A 17,352-nucleotide genomic window follows, 5' to 3' on the forward strand; every position below is an offset into this window, starting at 1 on the left:
TAAAAATTTGTATTTAAAAGTTAAAAAAAAATTCGAGAAATCGTGGCCCAAAAAATAAAAAAAATTAAACAATGATTTTCAATAAAGAAGCCTTTCTAAAACTTACCGCTATTGTTGGCGACAATTACATTTTTACAGATGCTGAAACTTTGAAGCATTTCGGACACGACGAAACGGAAGATTTATCTTTTCCACCACAAGTAGTTATTAAACCTGCAAATGCTCAAGAAATCTCAGAAATTTTAAAAGTTGCTAATCAATATAAAATTCCAACAACCCCAATTGGTGCAAGAACAGGATTGAGTGGAGGAGCATTGTCTATTTTTGGAGGAATAGGTTTGTCGTTAGAACGATTAAATAAAATCTTAGAAATTGACGAAAATAATTTACAAGTTACAGTTGAACCAGCCGTAATTACTCAGGTTTTAAGAGAAACAGTAGCCGAAAAAGGATTGTTTTATCCTGTCGACCCGAGTAGTATGGGTAGTTGCTGGATTGGTGGTAACATTGCCGAGAATTCTGGTGGCGCTCGTGCGGTTAAATATGGCGTGACCAAAGATTATGTTCTAAACTTAGAAGTGGTTTTGCCAACGGGTGATATCATTTGGACAGGTGCCAATACCTTAAAAAATTCAACAGGCTATAACTTAACACAATTATTAGTTGGTAGTGAAGGAACATTAGGAGTTGTTACTAAAATTGTATTGAAGTTAATTCCTCAAAACAAACACAACATGTTGTTGTTAGTTCCGTTTTACAAAGCAGAACAAGCTTGTGAAGCTGTATCAGCCATTTTTAGAGCTGGGATTATCCCAAGTGCTTTGGAATTTATGGAAAGAGATGCAATTGATTGGTCAGTAAAATTTTTAGATGGGATTTCTGTAGATATTAAACCAGATCATCAAGCGCATTTGTTAATTGAGGTGGATGGAAATTATCCGGAAATTTTAATGCAAGAAGCAGAACAAATTTTAGGTGTTGTGGAACAATTTGAAATTGATGAAGTTCTTTTTGCGGATACCGAAGATCAAAAAAATGCATTATGGAAAATGCGTAGAGGAGTAGCAGAAGCGGTAAAATCGAACTCAATATATAAAGAAGAAGATACCGTTGTTCCTCGTTATGAATTACCAACTTTGCTAAAAGGAATTAAAGAAATTGGTAAAAAATACGGATTTCAATCGGTTTGTTACGGTCATGCTGGAGATGGGAATTTACATGTAAATATTATCAAAGGTGACATGACTGATGAGAATTGGCAAATTGAAGTCCCAAAAGGTATTCGTGAAATTTTCAATTTAACAGTTTCTTTAAAAGGAACACTATCTGGTGAACACGGAATAGGTTTAGTGCAAAAGAACTATATGGATATTGCTTTCGGAAAAGTACATTTAGAATTAATGGAACGTATAAAAGCAGTTTTCGACCCAAATAATATTTTAAATCCAGGGAAAATTTTTCCTGATGAGTTATAAAAAAAATCCCGTCTTGTTAAATAAAACGAGACGGGATTTTTTTTATTTCTTCAAATATTCCAATAAAACGGGATCAGCATGTTTAAACGTATTGTTCATTTCTGATAGGGTAGCAGCACGTTTTTTGTTAAGCTTTATTAAAGTATCTTTTTCTGTAGTGAATAAAATAATCGTTAAAAACGGATTGTTGATGTATTGCATCATGATTTCTTTAGCTTCATCAATCGGTTTTATTTCAACAATTTCTTCATGAATATATCTAAAAGTTACATTGAACATCAATTCATCATTATCCACAACTGTTCGAAAAAAGATATTGGTTAATTCTGTTTTTCCAATTGTTTTTCCTAACGTTAGTTTAGCAAATGTTCCTTCTTCTAAACTGACTTTTAATTGTTCAAATATTACTGAGATGGGTTCTAAGTAGACCATGTTTATAAACCTAATTTTGTTAAAACTTCTTCACTTAAAACTTGTTTCATCATTGGGCTTTCACCATTATAATTAATGAATTTCCAAGTTCCTTTTGTTAATTCGTCAGATATAGCAATCATTTGAGCTTTGCCATCTAAAATGAATGTTTCTGTTTTTTCATCTATTGTGACTTTGTAATCAACCATTGTTTGTTTTAAGTTTTCCAAAATTAATTCTTTGTTTTCACCTAATTCTTCTTTGAATTTAATAGTAAAACTATTATTGTGTTCAACAATGCAGTATTTTCCATTGTTAATCGTGATGATTTCTGAAAATGTAAAATTTGGTTCCACTCTTACATATGAAATTTTCATTTGATCATTATCTAAAAGTTCATACATCATCTTTTTCATATCATCTTTAGAAACAATTTCGAATACTTTAGGATAGGTAGATTCTAAAACAATATCATATTTTTTTTCTATAGTTAAATCGTAAATTTTTTGAACATCTTTTTTCATCGTTTCTAAATTTTGAGAAAATCCGATTAAAGAAGTCAGGATAAATAATAATAATGTAAATTTTAATTTCATGTTTATTTTTTAGTTTTTGTAAATGTAGTAAAGATTAAACAAAAAATCCTTAATTAAAAAATTAAGGATTTTTGATTTTTGAAACTCTTCGATACTTCTACTATATCAGTACAGGCTTCTCAGTGTGACAATTATTCATTAACGATTACATACTCGCCAGAAGCCAACATAGGTTCTGCTTTTTTGTATTTCATTGTTTCACTTTTCCCACTCATTACATGTTTAATAGTAACGTTATCGTTTCTATTAATTTTTGGTTGATCACGAGTGATTGTTTCAGTTACAGCAGGACGTTGTTGCATATTGTTACCAGCCTCTCTGTTTCTTTCTGCTAATTCTTCAGAATTTAATACTTCATCTTTAGATTCTGTATAATTCGTTTTTTTAGCTTCTTCACGAGCTTCTTGAATATTGGTATTATTATTTTGGACTGGTAATTCACCTTTAAATAAGAATGAAATAACATCTCTATTTACTTGTTCGATCATTGCTTTAAATAATTTGAAAGCTTCGAATTTGTAAATTAATAATGGATCTTTTTGCTCATGTACAGCTAATTGAACCGATTGTTTCATTTCGTCCATTTTACGTAAATGTTTCTTCCAAGACTCATCTACAATGGCTAAAGTGATATTCTTTTCAAAATCTGTAATTAACGATTTTCCTTCAGTTTCATATGCTTTCGTTAAATTCGTTACTACATTTAACGTTTTAATTCCATCTGAAAAAGGCACTACGATTCTTTCAAACTGACCGTTATTATTTTCGTAAACATCCTTAATAACTGGGAAAGCTTGTTTTGCATCACGTACTACTTTTTCTTCGTAATAGGTATAAGCAGCTTTATATACTTGTGCAACAATTTGTTGTTGACTTAATTTGGCAAATTCAGCTTCTGTAACTGGAGAACTAATTGAGAAAGTTCTAATTAATTGGAATTCGAAGTTTTTGAAATCATTTACAACTTTGTTGTTTTCTACAATTACTTCACACGTATCATAAATCATGTTTACGATATCTAATTTCAATCTTTCTCCTTCTAATGCGTGACGACGACGTTTGTAAACAACTTCACGTTGTGAGTTCATAACATCATCATATTCTAATAAACGCTTACGAGTTCCAAAGTTGTTTTCCTCTACTTTTTTCTGAGCACGTTCGATAGATTTAGTCATCATTGAATGTTGAATAACTTCACCTTCTTTTAATCCCATTCTATCCATAACTTTCGCTACTCTTTCAGAACCGAATAAACGCATTAAGTTATCTTCTAACGACACATAAAATTGTGAACTTCCGACATCTCCTTGACGACCTGCACGACCACGTAACTGACGGTCAACACGACGAGAGTCATGACGCTCTGTACCGATAATTGCTAAACCACCAGCTGCTTTAACTTCTGGAGATAATTTAATATCCGTACCACGACCAGCCATATTAGTTGCAATGGTTACAACTCCAGGTTTACCTGCTTCTGCAACAATTTCAGCTTCACTTTTATGCATTTTAGCATTCAATACATTATGATTGATACCACGCATTTTAAGCATTCTACTTAATAATTCTGAAATTTCTACAGAAGTAGTTCCAATTAATACAGGTCTTCCAGCATTTGAAAGTTCCACTACATCTTCAATAACCGCATTAAATTTCTCACGTACTGAACGATAAATTAAATCTTCTCTATCAATACGAGCAATTGGTCTATTTGTTGGAATTTCAACAACATCTAATTTATAGATTTCGAAGAATTCTCCAGCTTCCGTAATTGCAGTTCCCGTCATACCCGCTAATTTGTTGTACATACGGAAATAGTTTTGTAATGTAATCGTAGCAAAAGTTTGAGTAGCTGCTTCGATTTTTACATTTTCTTTTGCTTCAATCGCTTGGTGTAATCCGTCAGAATAACGACGACCATCCATAATACGACCAGTAGATTCGTCTACGATTAAAACTTTATTATCCATGATAACATATTCTGTATCTTTTTCAAATACAGCATATGCTTTTAATAATTGTGTTAAAGTGTGAATTCTTTCTGATTTAACTGAGAATTCTCTGTATAAATCTTCTTTTAATTCTGCTTCAGCATCTTTATCTAAATTTTGTTTTTCAATTGCTGCAATTCCAGTTGATAAATCAGGTAAAACGAAGAAGTTTTCATCTGTATCTTGAGATAAGAATTTGATTCCGTTATCTGTTAATTCAACTTGATTGTTTTTTTCTTCGATAACAAAGTATAAAGCCTCATCTACTTTTGGCATTTCTCTATTGTTATCTTGCATGTGAGCATTTTCAGTTTTTTGAAGAATTTGTTTTACACCTTCTTCAGATAAAAACTTAATTAATGCTTTATTTTTTGGATAAGCTCTGTAAGTTCTTAATAATTGGAAACCACCTTCTTTAGTATTTCCTTCTTTTAATAAACGTTTTGCTTCTGTTAAACAGTCAGTAGCTATTTTCTTTTGTAAGTTGAATAAGTTTTCAACTTTTGGTTTTAATTCTAAAAATTCATGTCTGTCACCATCTTCAACCGGACCAGAAATGATTAATGGAGTTCTAGCATCATCAACTAATACAGAATCGACTTCATCGACAATAGCGAAATTGTGTTTTCTTTGAACTAAATCTTCTGGAGAATTAGCCATATTATCACGTAAATAATCGAAACCAAATTCGTTATTGGTACCGTAAGTAATATCAGCGTTATATGCTTTTCTTCTAGCTTCTGTATTTGGTTGGTGATTGTCTATACAATCAACCGTTAAACCATGGAATTCGAATAATGGAGCTTTCCATGTACTATCACGTTTTGCTAAGTAGTCGTTTACCGTTACTAAGTGAACACCGTTTCCAGTTAAGGCATTTAAGTATAAAGCTAAAGTTGCAACCAACGTTTTACCTTCTCCCGTTTGCATTTCGGCAATTTTACCTTGGTGTAATACAATACCACCCATCATTTGAACATCATAATGAATCATGTCCCAAGTAATCTCTTTTCCAGCAGCATCCCAAGAATTTGCCCAATTTGATTCATCACCTACAATAGTAATGTATGGTTTTGTAGCAGAAAGTTCTCTGTCTTTTGCAGTTGCAGTAACAGTAATTGTTGTGTTTTCTTTAAAACGACGAGCAGTTTCTCTTAATACTGCAAACGCTTCAGGTAAAATTTCATTTAAAACTTTTTCTGAAATTTCGTAAGCTTCTTTTTCAAGTTTATCAATTTCAATATAAATGTTTTCTCTAGCATCAACATCTACTGTATTTTCAGCTTCAATTTTTAACGCTTCAATTTTGCTGTCTTTTTCAGCACGAGCTTGTTTAATTTTATCTTTAAAGAATGTTGTTTTTGCTCTTAATTCATTGTGCGAAATCGATTTTAATCCTTCTTGAAAAGAATTAATTTTAGCTACAATAGGCTGAATGGCTTTGATATCGTTTGCAGATTTATCACCTACAAATACTTTTAATATCGAATTTATAATACTCATAATTTGTTTTTTATATGTGTTGAACCTAGGTTCATTTTTTTTCGTTTACAAAGATAACCAAAAAAAAAGCCTCATCGAAGAGACTTTTTATTTGTGCTATTTATTTTTAATATTCATCCTCGTTCCAAAGATAATCTTCGTCTGTTGGATAATCTGGCCATATTTCTTCCATAGACTCATATATTTCCCCTTCATCTTCAATAGACTGTAAATTTTCTACAACTTCTAGTGGAGCTCCAGTTCTAATTGCATAATCAATTAATTCGTCTTTTGTAGCTGGCCAAGGTGCATCACTTAAATACGACGCCAATTCTAATGTCCAATACATCTTTTTAGATTTTTTAGTTTAATGCAAAAATAAATTTTAAACTCAAATTGTCAAGTTTTTTTTGAATTATTTTTTAATAAATTTTAAGAACTTATTTATAGTTTTTAAATTTCAGTTTATAAATGCCTGATAATTTGATAACTAAACACCTTTTTTGTTAAAAGAATACTATTTTCTAGGTATCCATTTTACTTCATCAGCGTTCAAGTCATGAGACAACTTTCGTGCCAATACAAATAAGTAGTCAGAAAGTCGGTTTAAGTATGTCAAAACTTGCGAATCTAATGCTTCTAATTCGTTTAAATGTGTCGCTAAACGCTCTGCTCTGCGACAAACACAACGTGCAATATGACAATATGACACTGTTGTATGACCGCCTGGTAAAACAAAATGTGTCATTTGTGGTAATTCTGTGTCCATACTATCAATTTGATTTTCTAATAATTCAATATCTTCATTAGAAATTCGATTGATATTTAAACGTTGTTTTCCATTTTTCAAGACTTCTTTTTCGGGAGGAGTCGCCATAATGGCACCAACTGTAAAAAGTCGGTCTTGAACTTCAATTAATATATTTTTATATATAGGATTGATATCTTGATCGCGAATTAATCCGATATATGAATTCAGTTCATCTACTGTGCCGTATGTTTCAATTCGGATATGATGTTTCGGAACTCTTGTGCCGCCAAATAATGCAGTTGTTCCTTTGTCGCCAGTTTTAGTATATACTTTCATTATTTGTTTTTATTTTTTTGAAGAGAAATAACAACTCCAGCAGTTAATGCAATAGCAATAAATCCTAATGAAACCCATTCTGGAAATTTAAAATGATGTACTAATAACATTTTAATTCCGACAAAAGTTAAAATTGCAATTAAACTGTATTCGATATAACTGAATTTTTCAAGCATATTGGCTAAGAAGAAATACATCGAACGCAATCCTAAAATAGCAAAAATATTAGAACTGAATACTAAAAATGGATCTGCAGTAATTGCTAAAATCGCAGGAACACTATCTACAGCAAAAAGTACATCCATTAATTCAATAACTATAAGTGCAATAAATAAAGGTGTGACATAATTAATTCCGTTTTCACGAATAAAGAATTTTTGTCCGTGAATTTCATGTTTAACTGGAAAGATTTTTCCAATAAACTTATATACTTTAGAATCTTTTGGATCAAAATCAGATTCTTCATTTGTAAATAGCATTTTAATAGCTGTAAAAATTAAGAATCCTCCAAAAACATAAGTAATCCAATCAAATTTATTTATTAATGCCACTCCTAAGAAAATCATTAAGCCTCTAAAGAAAATAGCGCCTAATATTCCCCAAAATAATACTCTGTGTTGGAATTTTTGCGGAATTTTAAATGATGAAAATATTATAGCAATAACAAATATATTATCTGCACTTAAAGATAGTTCAATTAGATAACCTGTAATGTATTTTATTGAAGCTTGATAGGGAGTTAAATTTGTAGGGTTAGCAATATATTGGTGTTTGTATAATAAATATAAAACTCCTGAAAAAAGAAAAGATAATGTAACCCATAAAACCGTCCATTGAGAGGCTTCTTTGGAGCTAATTACATGTGGATTTTTATTAAAAACTCCTAAATCTAAGGCTAAAAAAATGGTAATTGCTGCAAGAAAAATAATCCAAACTGTCATAATAATTTATTTTAAGCAAATATAATTTAAAAATCAGAATTAAGAAGTTTAGTAAGACTTAAATAACCAACATGTAATTGGTCTTCTTTATATGTTTCTGTTTCAGTAATTTGTAAAGAATACTTTTCTTTAAATTCTGGAAGTAAAATGTCTTCAATTTCAAAAATCTCATCAATATCAACACCGTATTGATCGTCTATATGAGATGCGGCTCCTTTAAAGCTAAATTTTTTATAGAATTCTGTTTGTTTTACTTTTTTAATTGCTTCCGATTTCGACTTTGCAATTAATAATGTTTTGAAATGATATTCTTCCATATCGTTGGGTAAATAGCCACCTAAATTGATAAAGAAGATTTTTTCTTCTCCTTTAAATGTGTTTTTATTTACGACTTCAATTTTATAATTTTCAATATATTCCACTTTTCGCCATGAATCGATATGGAAAACGCCATTACATTCTGGCCAAAAGTTATTGATAAATGGTACTAAATCTTTAAACTGATTTGCCATTCCGAAAAACACATCATGTTGTTCAATTAATCTATTTTTTGGTGTACACCCTATTATTGTAAAGTAAAAATTCATAAAATTTAAATTATTTTAGAAACACCCCTAAAAAAATAGGGGTAAATTTTTTTATTTGTGAATTATTCGTATTTTTGCATCATAAAATTAAGGATATAATTTTTAAAACACAACTTTTATGGCTACACTTCGTTTTCAAGCTTTAGATAAAGCTACAAGTAGAAAACCAGTTTCATTTGAAGAAACAGGTAGAAAATCAGAAATTTTTGGTTCAAATGTTTTTAACGATAAAGCAATGCGTCAGTTTTTAACGCCAGATGCATATAAAGCGGTTAAAAGTGCTATTGAATTAGGAACAAAAATTGATCGTAAAATTGCTGATTATGTAGCAATGGGAATGAAAGAGTGGGCGTTATCTAAAAATGTAACGCACTATACACACTGGTTTCAACCATTAACTGGAACAACTGCTGAAAAGCATGATGCTTTCTTTGAAACATCAATGGATGGTTCTGATCCAGTTGAGAAATTCGGTGGTAGTCAATTAGTACAACAAGAGCCAGATGCTTCTTCTTTCCCAAATGGTGGAATTAGAAACACATTTGAAGCTCGTGGATATACAGCTTGGGATCCAACTTCTCCGGCATTTATTTTTGGTAGTACATTATGTATTCCAACAGTATTCGTTTCTTATACGGGTGAGGCTTTAGATAATAAAACACCTTTATTAAGAGCTTTAAGTGCTATCGATACTGCTGCAACAGAAGTAGCTAAATATTTCGATAAAAACGTTAAAAAAATTACACCAACTTTAGGTTGGGAACAAGAATATTTCTTAATTGATGCGGCTTTAGCAGCTTCAAGACCAGACATCATCGCTACAGGTAGAACATTATTAGGACACACTTCTTCAAAAGGTCAACAATTAGACGACCATTATTTTGGATCAATTCCAACTCGTGTATTACAATATATGAGAGAATTAGAATATGAGTGTATGTTATTAGGAATTCCTGTAAAAACGCGTCACAATGAGGTTGCACCAGGACAATTTGAATTAGCTCCAATTTTTGAAGAAACTAACTTAGCAGTTGACCACAACTCTTTATTAATGGACGTAATGGAAAAAGTGGCTGAGCGCCATGATTTCAAAGTATTATTCCATGAAAAACCATTTAAAGGAGTTAACGGTTCTGGAAAACACAATAACTGGTCGTTAGCTACAGATACGGGTGTGAATTTATTATCACCAGGTAAAACACCAATGAGTAACTTACAATTCTTAACGTTCTTCATCAATACGATTAAAGCGGTTCACGATAACGAAGAATTATTAAGAGCATCAATTGCATCTGCAAGTAACGATCACCGTTTAGGAGCAAACGAAGCGCCACCTGCAATTATTTCAGTTTTCATCGGACAACAATTAACAAAAGTGTTAGCGGAATTAGAAGGTGTTACGCAAGGGAAATTATCTCCAGAAGAAAAAACAGATTTAAAATTAAACGTTGTTGGGAAATTACCAGACGTATTATTAGATAACACAGATAGAAACAGAACTTCTCCATTTGCTTTTACTGGAAATAAATTCGAGTTTAGAGCAGTAGGTTCAACAGCTAACTGTGCCGTTTCTATGACAACTTTAAATTCAATTGTTGCAAAACAATTAATCGATTTCAAAAAAGAAGTAGATGCTTTAATTGAGAAAAAAGATTTAAAGAAAGACGAAGCAATTTTCAATATTTTAAGAGAATACATCAAACAAACTAAAAACATCTTATTTGAAGGAGATGGTTATAGTGAAGCTTGGGCTAAAGAAGCTAAAAAACGTGGTTTAAGTAATCATAAAACAACTCCAGAAGCTTTAAAAGCTAAAGTTTCTAAAAAAGCATTCGATTTATTTGCTGAATTAGGAGTTATGAATCATGTGGAAGTAGAATCTCGTTACGAAATTGAATTAGAAGAATACGTTAAGAAAATTCAAATTGAAGGAAGAGTTTTAGGTGATATCGCTAGAAACCACGTAATTCCAACAGCAATTAAATATCAAAATACGTTAATTGAAAACGTTAGAGGTTTAAAAGAAATTTTCGGGAAAGATTTTGAAAAAATCGCAAAAGAACAAATTGCTTTAATTAAAGATATTTCAACGCACATTGAAGAAATCCACCGTAATATTGACGAAATGATTTCTGAGCGTAAAAAGGCAAATAATTTAGATAATACTGAGAAAATGGCTGCTGCTTATTGTAATAAGGTAAAACCTTATTTTGAAATCATCAGAGAGCATTCAGATAAATTAGAATTATTAGTTGACGACGAAATGTGGACATTAACTAAATACAGAGAATTATTTTTTATAAAATAATCTATTGATTTAGAAACAGTTATAAAAAAGCTTATCAGAAATGATAAGCTTTTTTTTGTAGATAAAATAAAAAACCATACTTTTCAACTATTCTAAATCGATACATTTATGCGTTATCTAATTTTAATGCTAACCCTTTCATATTCTGCGTACTCACAAGAAAAGTTTACGGTATATTTTGATACCGATAAATATGTTTTAAATGAAAATCAAAATAAAATCTTTAATTCATTTCTTGAAAAGAAAGATATTAAAGTAAAAAAAGTTACTGGTTTTTGCGACTTCAGAGCAAGTAATGCCTATAACTATCAATTAGGTTTAAATCGTGCGAATTCTATTTTAAGTTTATTGGATATTTCAAACAAATCAGATGTAGAAGTAATTTCAAAAGGTGAAGAATTTAAACAAAAATCGGATCTTTCTTTAAATAGAAAAGTTGAAATTGAATACGAACTTAACAAAGTGGTTGTTGAAACTATTCCAACAAAAGAAATTGATATTATAACAGAGCCAGCAAAAACAGAACTTGTTGTAGATGAATATCCAACAGAATTACAAAAGCGCATTATTGATAGTAAAGTTGGAGATAAAATTTTATTAAATAATTTAAATTTCTTTGTGCGTACAGCTGAATTTTATCCAGAATCGATTCCGTATCTAGAAGATTTGTATGAGGTTTTAGAAAAAAATCCAAATATTAAAATCGAAATTCAAGGTCATATTTGTTGTACACCAGGACGTGATGTTGAAGAATTTTCATTAAGAAGATGTATTGCAGTTTATGATTTCTTAGTAGATTATGGAATTTCAGAAGATAGAATGACTTATGTTGGTTTTGATGCTACACAACCATTGTATCCGATTCCTGAAAAAAATGAAGAAGAAAGAAAAGCAAACAGAAGAGTTGAAATTTTGATTTTAGAAAAATAATTTGTTACAATTTCAATAATTTTCATACTTATTAAAGTGATATAAAAATTCTAATTTTTATGAAATACATTTTAATAAGTATTTTATCTTTTTTCTATTTAAATTCTTATTCTCAAAAAAGAATCACTTTATATTTTGATGTTAATTCATATGAATTAAACAAAACAGAATTTAAAAAATTTAGTGTTTTCATGAAAACCAAAGACTTAAAAATTCAGAAAGTAATTGGTTATTGTGATTTGCGTTCCTTTGATGTTTATAATGATACATTGGCTTTAAAAAGAGCGAATTTTGTATCCAGTTTAATTAAGTTAATAGATGTAAATTCAAATTTTGAAATTGAATATAAAGGTCAGAATTTCAATCAAGATAAAGTTTCCGAATTAACTCGAAAAGTGGAAATTTATTTTAAAATTGAGAAAACATTACCCATCAATATTACCAAAGATAATGAACTTGCTGAAGTGGTTAAAAAATCTAAAATTGGCGATAAATTAGTGTTGAAAAATTTAAGCTTTTACGACAGAACAGATATTTTATATCCAGAATCGTACAAAATTAGAGAAGAGCTTCTACAAGTTTTAAAAGATAATCCGAAAATAAAAATTGAAATTCAAGGACATATTTGTTGCACACCTGGAAAAGATGAAGAAGAAATCGCTTTAAAAAGATGTTTAGGAACCATTGAATATTTGGTGATAAATGGAATTGATAAATCGCGACTTAAATACAAAAGTTTTGATGCAACACAACCGATTTATCCTATTCCTGAAAAAAATGAAGAGCAAAAAAAAGCGAATCGTAGAGTAGAAATTTTAATTTTAGATAAATAATAATTCCTTAAATGTTTCGTTAAATACAAATGAAACAAATTTATTCCCTACTTTTTTTATTTATTTTTTCAAGTGTTTATGCTCAGAAAAAATTCACGGTTTATTTTGATACCGATTCTCATCAACTGAATTTAACGGAATTGAATCGATTGGATGCAAATTTTAAAAACAAAACGATTGAAATTATTTCTGTAACCGGTTTTTGCGATTTTCGCGCAACCAATTCATATAACGATAGTTTGTCGTTAAATAGAGCCAATTTTGTTGGTGGATTATTAAATAAATTGGTAAATGCTACAGATTTTCAAATTTCTGGGAAAGGTGAAAATTTCAAGCAAAATTCAAACTTATCAAAAAATAGAAAGGTTGAAATAGTATATAATGAATTAAGTACTATTAAAGATTCTGATACTAGTTATATAAAAAATGAATTAACCGAAAAAATTCAAAATTCAAAAATTGGCGATAAGTTAGTTTTGAAAAAAATGAATTTTTATAATAGATCGGATATATTATTGCCAAATTCTAGTCCAATTCGAGATGAACTTTTACAAGTTTTAGAAGACAATCCGAAATTGAAAATTGAAATTCAAGGTCATATTTGTTGTACGCCAGGTGTTGATAAAGAGGAAATTGCATTAAAAAGATGTAAAGCGATTTACAATTATTTGATTACTAATGGAATTGATAAAACGCGTTTGAGTTATAAAAGTTTTGATGCTACGCAACCAATTTATTCCATTCCAGAAAAAAACGAAGAACAAAGAATTGCTAATCGTAGAGTAGAAATTTTAATTAAGGATAAATAATGGCATGGTTTTTAATCTTATATTTGTAAAAACCATTTACATGAAATCTATTTTAGCTGTTGCCTTTTTTCTATTACCTTTTGCTTTTTTCGGTCAAGAGAGTGTTTCCTTTTATTTTGATAATAATAAGTCAGAATTAAATAAAGTCGAATTGGCTAAATTAAACACATGGATTTTAGCGAATAAAAAATCTAAAATTCTTTCTATAACGGGTTCTACAGATGAAGTAGGTTCTTCAGGTTATAATGATACCTTATCTCAAAAACGTGTCGATTATATTTTTAATAAGGTTAAAGTTGCGGTTAAAATTAGAGAAGATTTTAAATCGATTTCTTTAGGTGAAAAAGGTGCAAAATCGAAAAATAAAGCTGAAAATAGAAGAGCAATTATCGTTTTTTTGCAAGAAAAGGATTTGGCGAAAGAAGCCGAGTTAATTAAACCTAAAGTAGTTGAAGTGCCAAAAACTACAGAAATTATTCCTATTGAAGAAAAAGATATGAATTTCCCTGAAGGTGCTACTTTAGAAGAAAAAGTAGAGTTGTCTCGACCAGGAACGCTAATTGTTTTACCTGAAATTCAGTTTTATAAAAATTCATTCGGAATCATGCCTTCATCAAAACCATCTATTGATGAGTTGATATATATCTTGGATAAAAATCCAAATCTTCGAATTGAAATCCAAGGTCATATTTGTTGTGTTACACAAGATCATAATAATTTATCTTTAGAAAGAGCGAAACAAATTCGTAGAGTTTTAGTTTCGAATAGTATCAGACAAGATAGGTTAGTTGTAAAAGGATTTGGTGTTTCGAAACCAAAATTTGCTATTCCAGAAGCCAACGAAGAACAAGCTTTAGCCAATAGACGTGTTGAAATTATGATTTTACAGAAGTAGTTAATTTAATAATTTACCGATTCGTCAATAAGTCAATTTTTAAATAATTTATGCAATGAAAATTGCCACATTGTCTAATTGTTAATTGGCATATTTAAAAAATTGTCTAATTGACAAATTTTCATTACTTTTGCGAAACAAAACAACAACACAGCATAATGAGTTCTGAAACGAGTCAACGCTACAACCTTAGAGGTGTTTCTGCTTCTAAAGAAGATGTGCATAATGCCATCAAAAACATTGATAAAGGTTTATTTCCAAAAGCCTTCTGTAAAATCATCCCTGATTATTTAACTAACGACGAAAAGTATTGTATCATCATGCATGCTGATGGAGCAGGAACAAAATCTGCTTTAGCTTATATGTATTGGAAAGAAACAGGCGATATTTCGGTTTGGAAAGGTATTGCTCAGGATGCTTTAATTATGAATATCGACGATTTATTATGTGTAGGTGCTACAGATAATATTTTGCTTTCTTCAACAATTGGTCGTAATAAAAATTTAATTCCAGCGGAAGTTATTTCTGCTATCATCAACGGAACAGAAGAGTTAATCGCTGAGTTGAAAAAACACGGTGTAACGATCCATTCTACTGGTGGAGAAACAGCTGATGTGGGCGATTTAGTACGTACGATTATTGTAGATTCTACAGTAACCGCTCGTATGGAAAGAAGTAATGTTATTGATAATGCTAACATTCAAGCTGGCGACGTAATTGTTGGTTTGGCTTCATTTGGTCAAGCAACTTACGAAACAGAATACAATGGCGGAATGGGAAGTAATGGTTTAACTTCTGCGCGTCATGATGTTTTTGCGAAATATTTAGCGGAGAAATATCCTGAAAGTTTTGATGCTGCGGTTCCTAATGAATTAGTGTATTCTGGACAAACAAAACTAACAGATGCTGTTGAAAATAGTCCAATTGACGCTGGTAAATTAGTATTGTCTCCAACAAGAACTTATGCACCAGTTATCAAAAAAATATTAGATACATATACACCAAACGAAATTCACGGAATGGTACATTGTAGTGGTGGTGCGCAAACTAAAGTGTTACACTTTGTAAATAATGTACATGTAATTAAAGATAATTTATTTCCAGTTCCACCATTATTCAAATTGATTCAAGAGAATTCTAAAACAGATTGGAAAGAAATGTATCAAGTATTCAATTGTGGTCATAGAATGGAATTATATGTTCCTGCTGCAATTGCAAATGATATTATCGAAATTTCTAAATCTTTCAATATCGATGCGCAAATTGTAGGAAGAGTAGAAGCTTCAGAGAATAATAAATTAACAATCAATTCCGAATACGGAACTTTTGAATATTAATTAAATTGTCAAACTGAGCTTGTCGAAGTGTCTTTTAAAGATTCTTCCTTCGTTAGAATGACAAAAAAACAAATAAAAAAAACACAACTCAACATAATGAACAACGTATTAATTTTAGATTTCGGTTCGCAATACACACAATTAATTGCCCGTAGAGTAAGAGAATTAAATATTTTCTGCGAAATTTTTCCTTTCGATAAAATTCCAGCAGATTTATCATCATATAAAGCTGTAATTTTAGGAGGAAGTCCTTGTTCTGTTCGTTCAGAAGAAGCTTTACATCCAGATTTATCAGAAATTAGAGGAAAAAAACCATTATTAGCGGTTTGTTATGGAGCACAATATTTAGCCCATTTTTCAGGTGGAGAAGTTGCGGCTTCGAATACTAGAGAATACGGTAGAGCAAATCTTTCATTTATTCAAGAAAATGAAGTGTTTTTAGAAGGTGTTAGTCCTAATAGTCAAGTTTGGATGTCACATTCAGATTCTATAAAAGTTTTACCTACAAATGGAGTTAAAATTGCCAGCACAAAAGATGTAGAAAATGCAGCTTATAAAATTGAAGGTGAAACTACTTACGCGATTCAATTTCACCCAGAAGTTTACCATTCTGTAGATGGAAAACAAATGTTAGAAAACTTTTTAGTAAAAATTGCTAAAGTAGAACAAACCTTTACACCAAATGCATTCGTAGAAGAAGTAATTGCTGATATGAAAGCTAAAATTGGAAACGATAAAGTAGTTTTAGGTTTATCTGGTGGAGTAGATTCTACTGTTGCGGCAGTTATTTTAAATAAAGCAATTGGAGATAATTTATATTGTATTTTCGTTAATAACGGACTTTTACGTAAAAATGAATTCGAAAATGTATTGAATCAATACAAAGGAATGGGATTAAACGTAAAAGGTGTAGATGCTTCTCAACGTTTTTATGATGCGTTAGCAGGTTTAGATGATCCGGAAGCTAAACGTAAAGCAATCGGAAACGCATTTATTGAAGTTTTCGATGATGAAGCACATCAATTAACAGATGTAAAATTCTTAGGTCAAGGTACTATTTACCCAGATGTAATTGAATCAGTTTCTGCAACGGGTGGACCTTCTGCTACCATTAAATCGCATCACAATGTTGGTGGTTTACCTGATTTTATGAAATTACAAATTGTTGAACCTTTACGTATGTTATTCAAAGATGAAGTGCGTAGAGTAGGAAGATCTTTAGGAATTGATGAAGAATTATTAGGTCGTCATCCATTCCCAGGTCCAGGTTTAGCAATTCGTATTTTAGGAGATATTACTCCAGAAAAAGTAGCTATTTTGCAAGAAGTAGACGCTGTTTTCATCAACGGATTAAAAGAACACGGATTATATGATAAAGTATGGCAAGCAGGTGCTATTTTATTACCTGTTAATAGTGTGGGTGTAATGGGAGATGAGCGTACTTATGAAAAAGTAGTTGCGCTTAGAGCCGTTGAATCTACTGATGGTATGACTGCTGATTGGGTACACTTACCATATGAATTCTTAATGAAAATCTCGAATGAAATTATTAATAATGTTCGTGGTGTAAATAGAGTAGTTTACGATATTAGTTCAAAACCACCAGCAACAATTGAGTGGGAATAAAATAGAAATAACAATCCCGAAACTTCGGGACAAATTTCAATGGC

General features: G+C 30.6%; 15 protein-coding genes. 8 read left to right on the plus strand and 7 right to left on the minus strand.

Features of this window, described 5'->3' with window-relative positions; genetic code table 11:
• Positions 1 to 71: 71 nt before the first annotated feature.
• Complete coding sequence (locus BMY86_RS02200) at positions 72 to 1,475, plus strand: FAD-binding oxidoreductase (protein WP_091464591.1); 1,404 nt, start codon at positions 72 to 74, stop codon at positions 1,473 to 1,475.
• 42 nt (positions 1,476 to 1,517) lie between these two features.
• Here BMY86_RS02200 and BMY86_RS02205 read toward each other — a convergent pair whose 3' ends face one another.
• The 7 genes from BMY86_RS02205 to BMY86_RS02235 all read right to left on the minus strand — a co-directional run bounded on the left by BMY86_RS02205 (position 1,518) and on the right by BMY86_RS02235 (position 8,570).
• Entirely contained in the window at positions 1,518 to 1,907 is a 390-nt protein-coding gene (locus BMY86_RS02205; RefSeq protein ID WP_091464592.1) for a hypothetical protein, read from the minus strand.
• A 2-nt stretch (positions 1,908 to 1,909) separates the two neighbouring features.
• Positions 1,910 to 2,482: a hypothetical protein gene (locus BMY86_RS02210; protein ID WP_091464594.1), complete on the minus strand. Its 573-nt coding sequence runs from the start codon at positions 2,480 to 2,482 to the stop codon at positions 1,910 to 1,912.
• A 131-nt stretch (positions 2,483 to 2,613) separates the two neighbouring features.
• Positions 2,614 to 5,976 (minus strand): preprotein translocase subunit SecA, encoded by a 3,363-nt coding sequence (gene secA, locus BMY86_RS02215; RefSeq protein ID WP_091464596.1) that lies wholly within the window; start codon positions 5,974 to 5,976, stop codon positions 2,614 to 2,616.
• Between the two features lie 106 nt (positions 5,977 to 6,082).
• On the minus strand, positions 6,083 to 6,304 hold the full coding sequence (locus BMY86_RS02220) for a DUF2795 domain-containing protein (protein ID WP_002986941.1): 222 nt from the start codon (positions 6,302 to 6,304) through the stop codon (positions 6,083 to 6,085).
• A 168-nt stretch (positions 6,305 to 6,472) separates the two neighbouring features.
• On the minus strand, positions 6,473 to 7,042 hold the full coding sequence (locus BMY86_RS02225; protein WP_091464598.1) for a cob(I)yrinic acid a,c-diamide adenosyltransferase: 570 nt from the start codon (positions 7,040 to 7,042) through the stop codon (positions 6,473 to 6,475).
• Positions 7,042 to 7,983, minus strand: coding sequence for a TerC family protein (locus BMY86_RS02230; protein WP_091464601.1), 942 nt, complete (start codon positions 7,981 to 7,983; stop codon positions 7,042 to 7,044). The genes BMY86_RS02225 and BMY86_RS02230 overlap by 1 nt, the downstream gene beginning before the upstream one ends.
• Before the next feature lie 26 nt (positions 7,984 to 8,009).
• A complete protein-coding gene (locus BMY86_RS02235) occupies positions 8,010 to 8,570 on the minus strand; it encodes a DUF1543 domain-containing protein (protein ID WP_091464604.1) in 561 nt (186 codons plus the stop codon).
• A 118-nt stretch (positions 8,571 to 8,688) separates the two neighbouring features.
• Between BMY86_RS02235 and BMY86_RS02240 the strand changes: the two genes are divergently transcribed.
• The 7 genes from BMY86_RS02240 (at position 8,689) to guaA (ending at position 17,308) form a co-directional block, all read left to right on the plus strand.
• Positions 8,689 to 10,878 (plus strand): glutamine synthetase III family protein, encoded by a 2,190-nt coding sequence (locus BMY86_RS02240; RefSeq protein ID WP_091464607.1) that lies wholly within the window; start codon positions 8,689 to 8,691, stop codon positions 10,876 to 10,878.
• A 108-nt stretch (positions 10,879 to 10,986) separates the two neighbouring features.
• Positions 10,987 to 11,808 carry an OmpA family protein gene (locus BMY86_RS02245; protein WP_091464609.1) on the plus strand — a complete coding sequence of 274 codons (822 nt, stop codon included), beginning with the start codon at positions 10,987 to 10,989 and terminating at the stop codon, positions 11,806 to 11,808.
• Positions 11,809 to 11,867: 59 nt separating this feature from the next.
• On the plus strand, positions 11,868 to 12,641 hold the full coding sequence (locus BMY86_RS02250) for an OmpA family protein (protein ID WP_091464611.1): 774 nt from the start codon (positions 11,868 to 11,870) through the stop codon (positions 12,639 to 12,641).
• Positions 12,642 to 12,670: 29 nt separating this feature from the next.
• Positions 12,671 to 13,450: an OmpA family protein gene (locus BMY86_RS02255; RefSeq protein WP_091464613.1), complete on the plus strand. Its 780-nt coding sequence runs from the start codon at positions 12,671 to 12,673 to the stop codon at positions 13,448 to 13,450.
• A 40-nt stretch (positions 13,451 to 13,490) separates the two neighbouring features.
• Positions 13,491 to 14,345 carry an OmpA family protein gene (locus tag BMY86_RS02260; protein ID WP_177177107.1) on the plus strand — a complete coding sequence of 285 codons (855 nt, stop codon included), beginning with the start codon at positions 13,491 to 13,493 and terminating at the stop codon, positions 14,343 to 14,345.
• Between the two features lie 158 nt (positions 14,346 to 14,503).
• Positions 14,504 to 15,682, plus strand: coding sequence for an AIR synthase related protein (locus BMY86_RS02265; protein ID WP_091464618.1), 1,179 nt, complete (start codon positions 14,504 to 14,506; stop codon positions 15,680 to 15,682).
• Positions 15,683 to 15,775: 93 nt separating this feature from the next.
• Positions 15,776 to 17,308, plus strand: coding sequence for a glutamine-hydrolyzing GMP synthase (gene guaA / locus BMY86_RS02270; RefSeq protein WP_091465579.1), 1,533 nt, complete (start codon positions 15,776 to 15,778; stop codon positions 17,306 to 17,308).
• The last annotated feature ends 44 nt before the right edge of the window (positions 17,309 to 17,352 follow it).

The organism is Flavobacterium urocaniciphilum, assembly GCF_900110615.1.
GTDB classification, from domain to species: Bacteria; Bacteroidota; Bacteroidia; order Flavobacteriales; family Flavobacteriaceae; genus Flavobacterium; species Flavobacterium urocaniciphilum.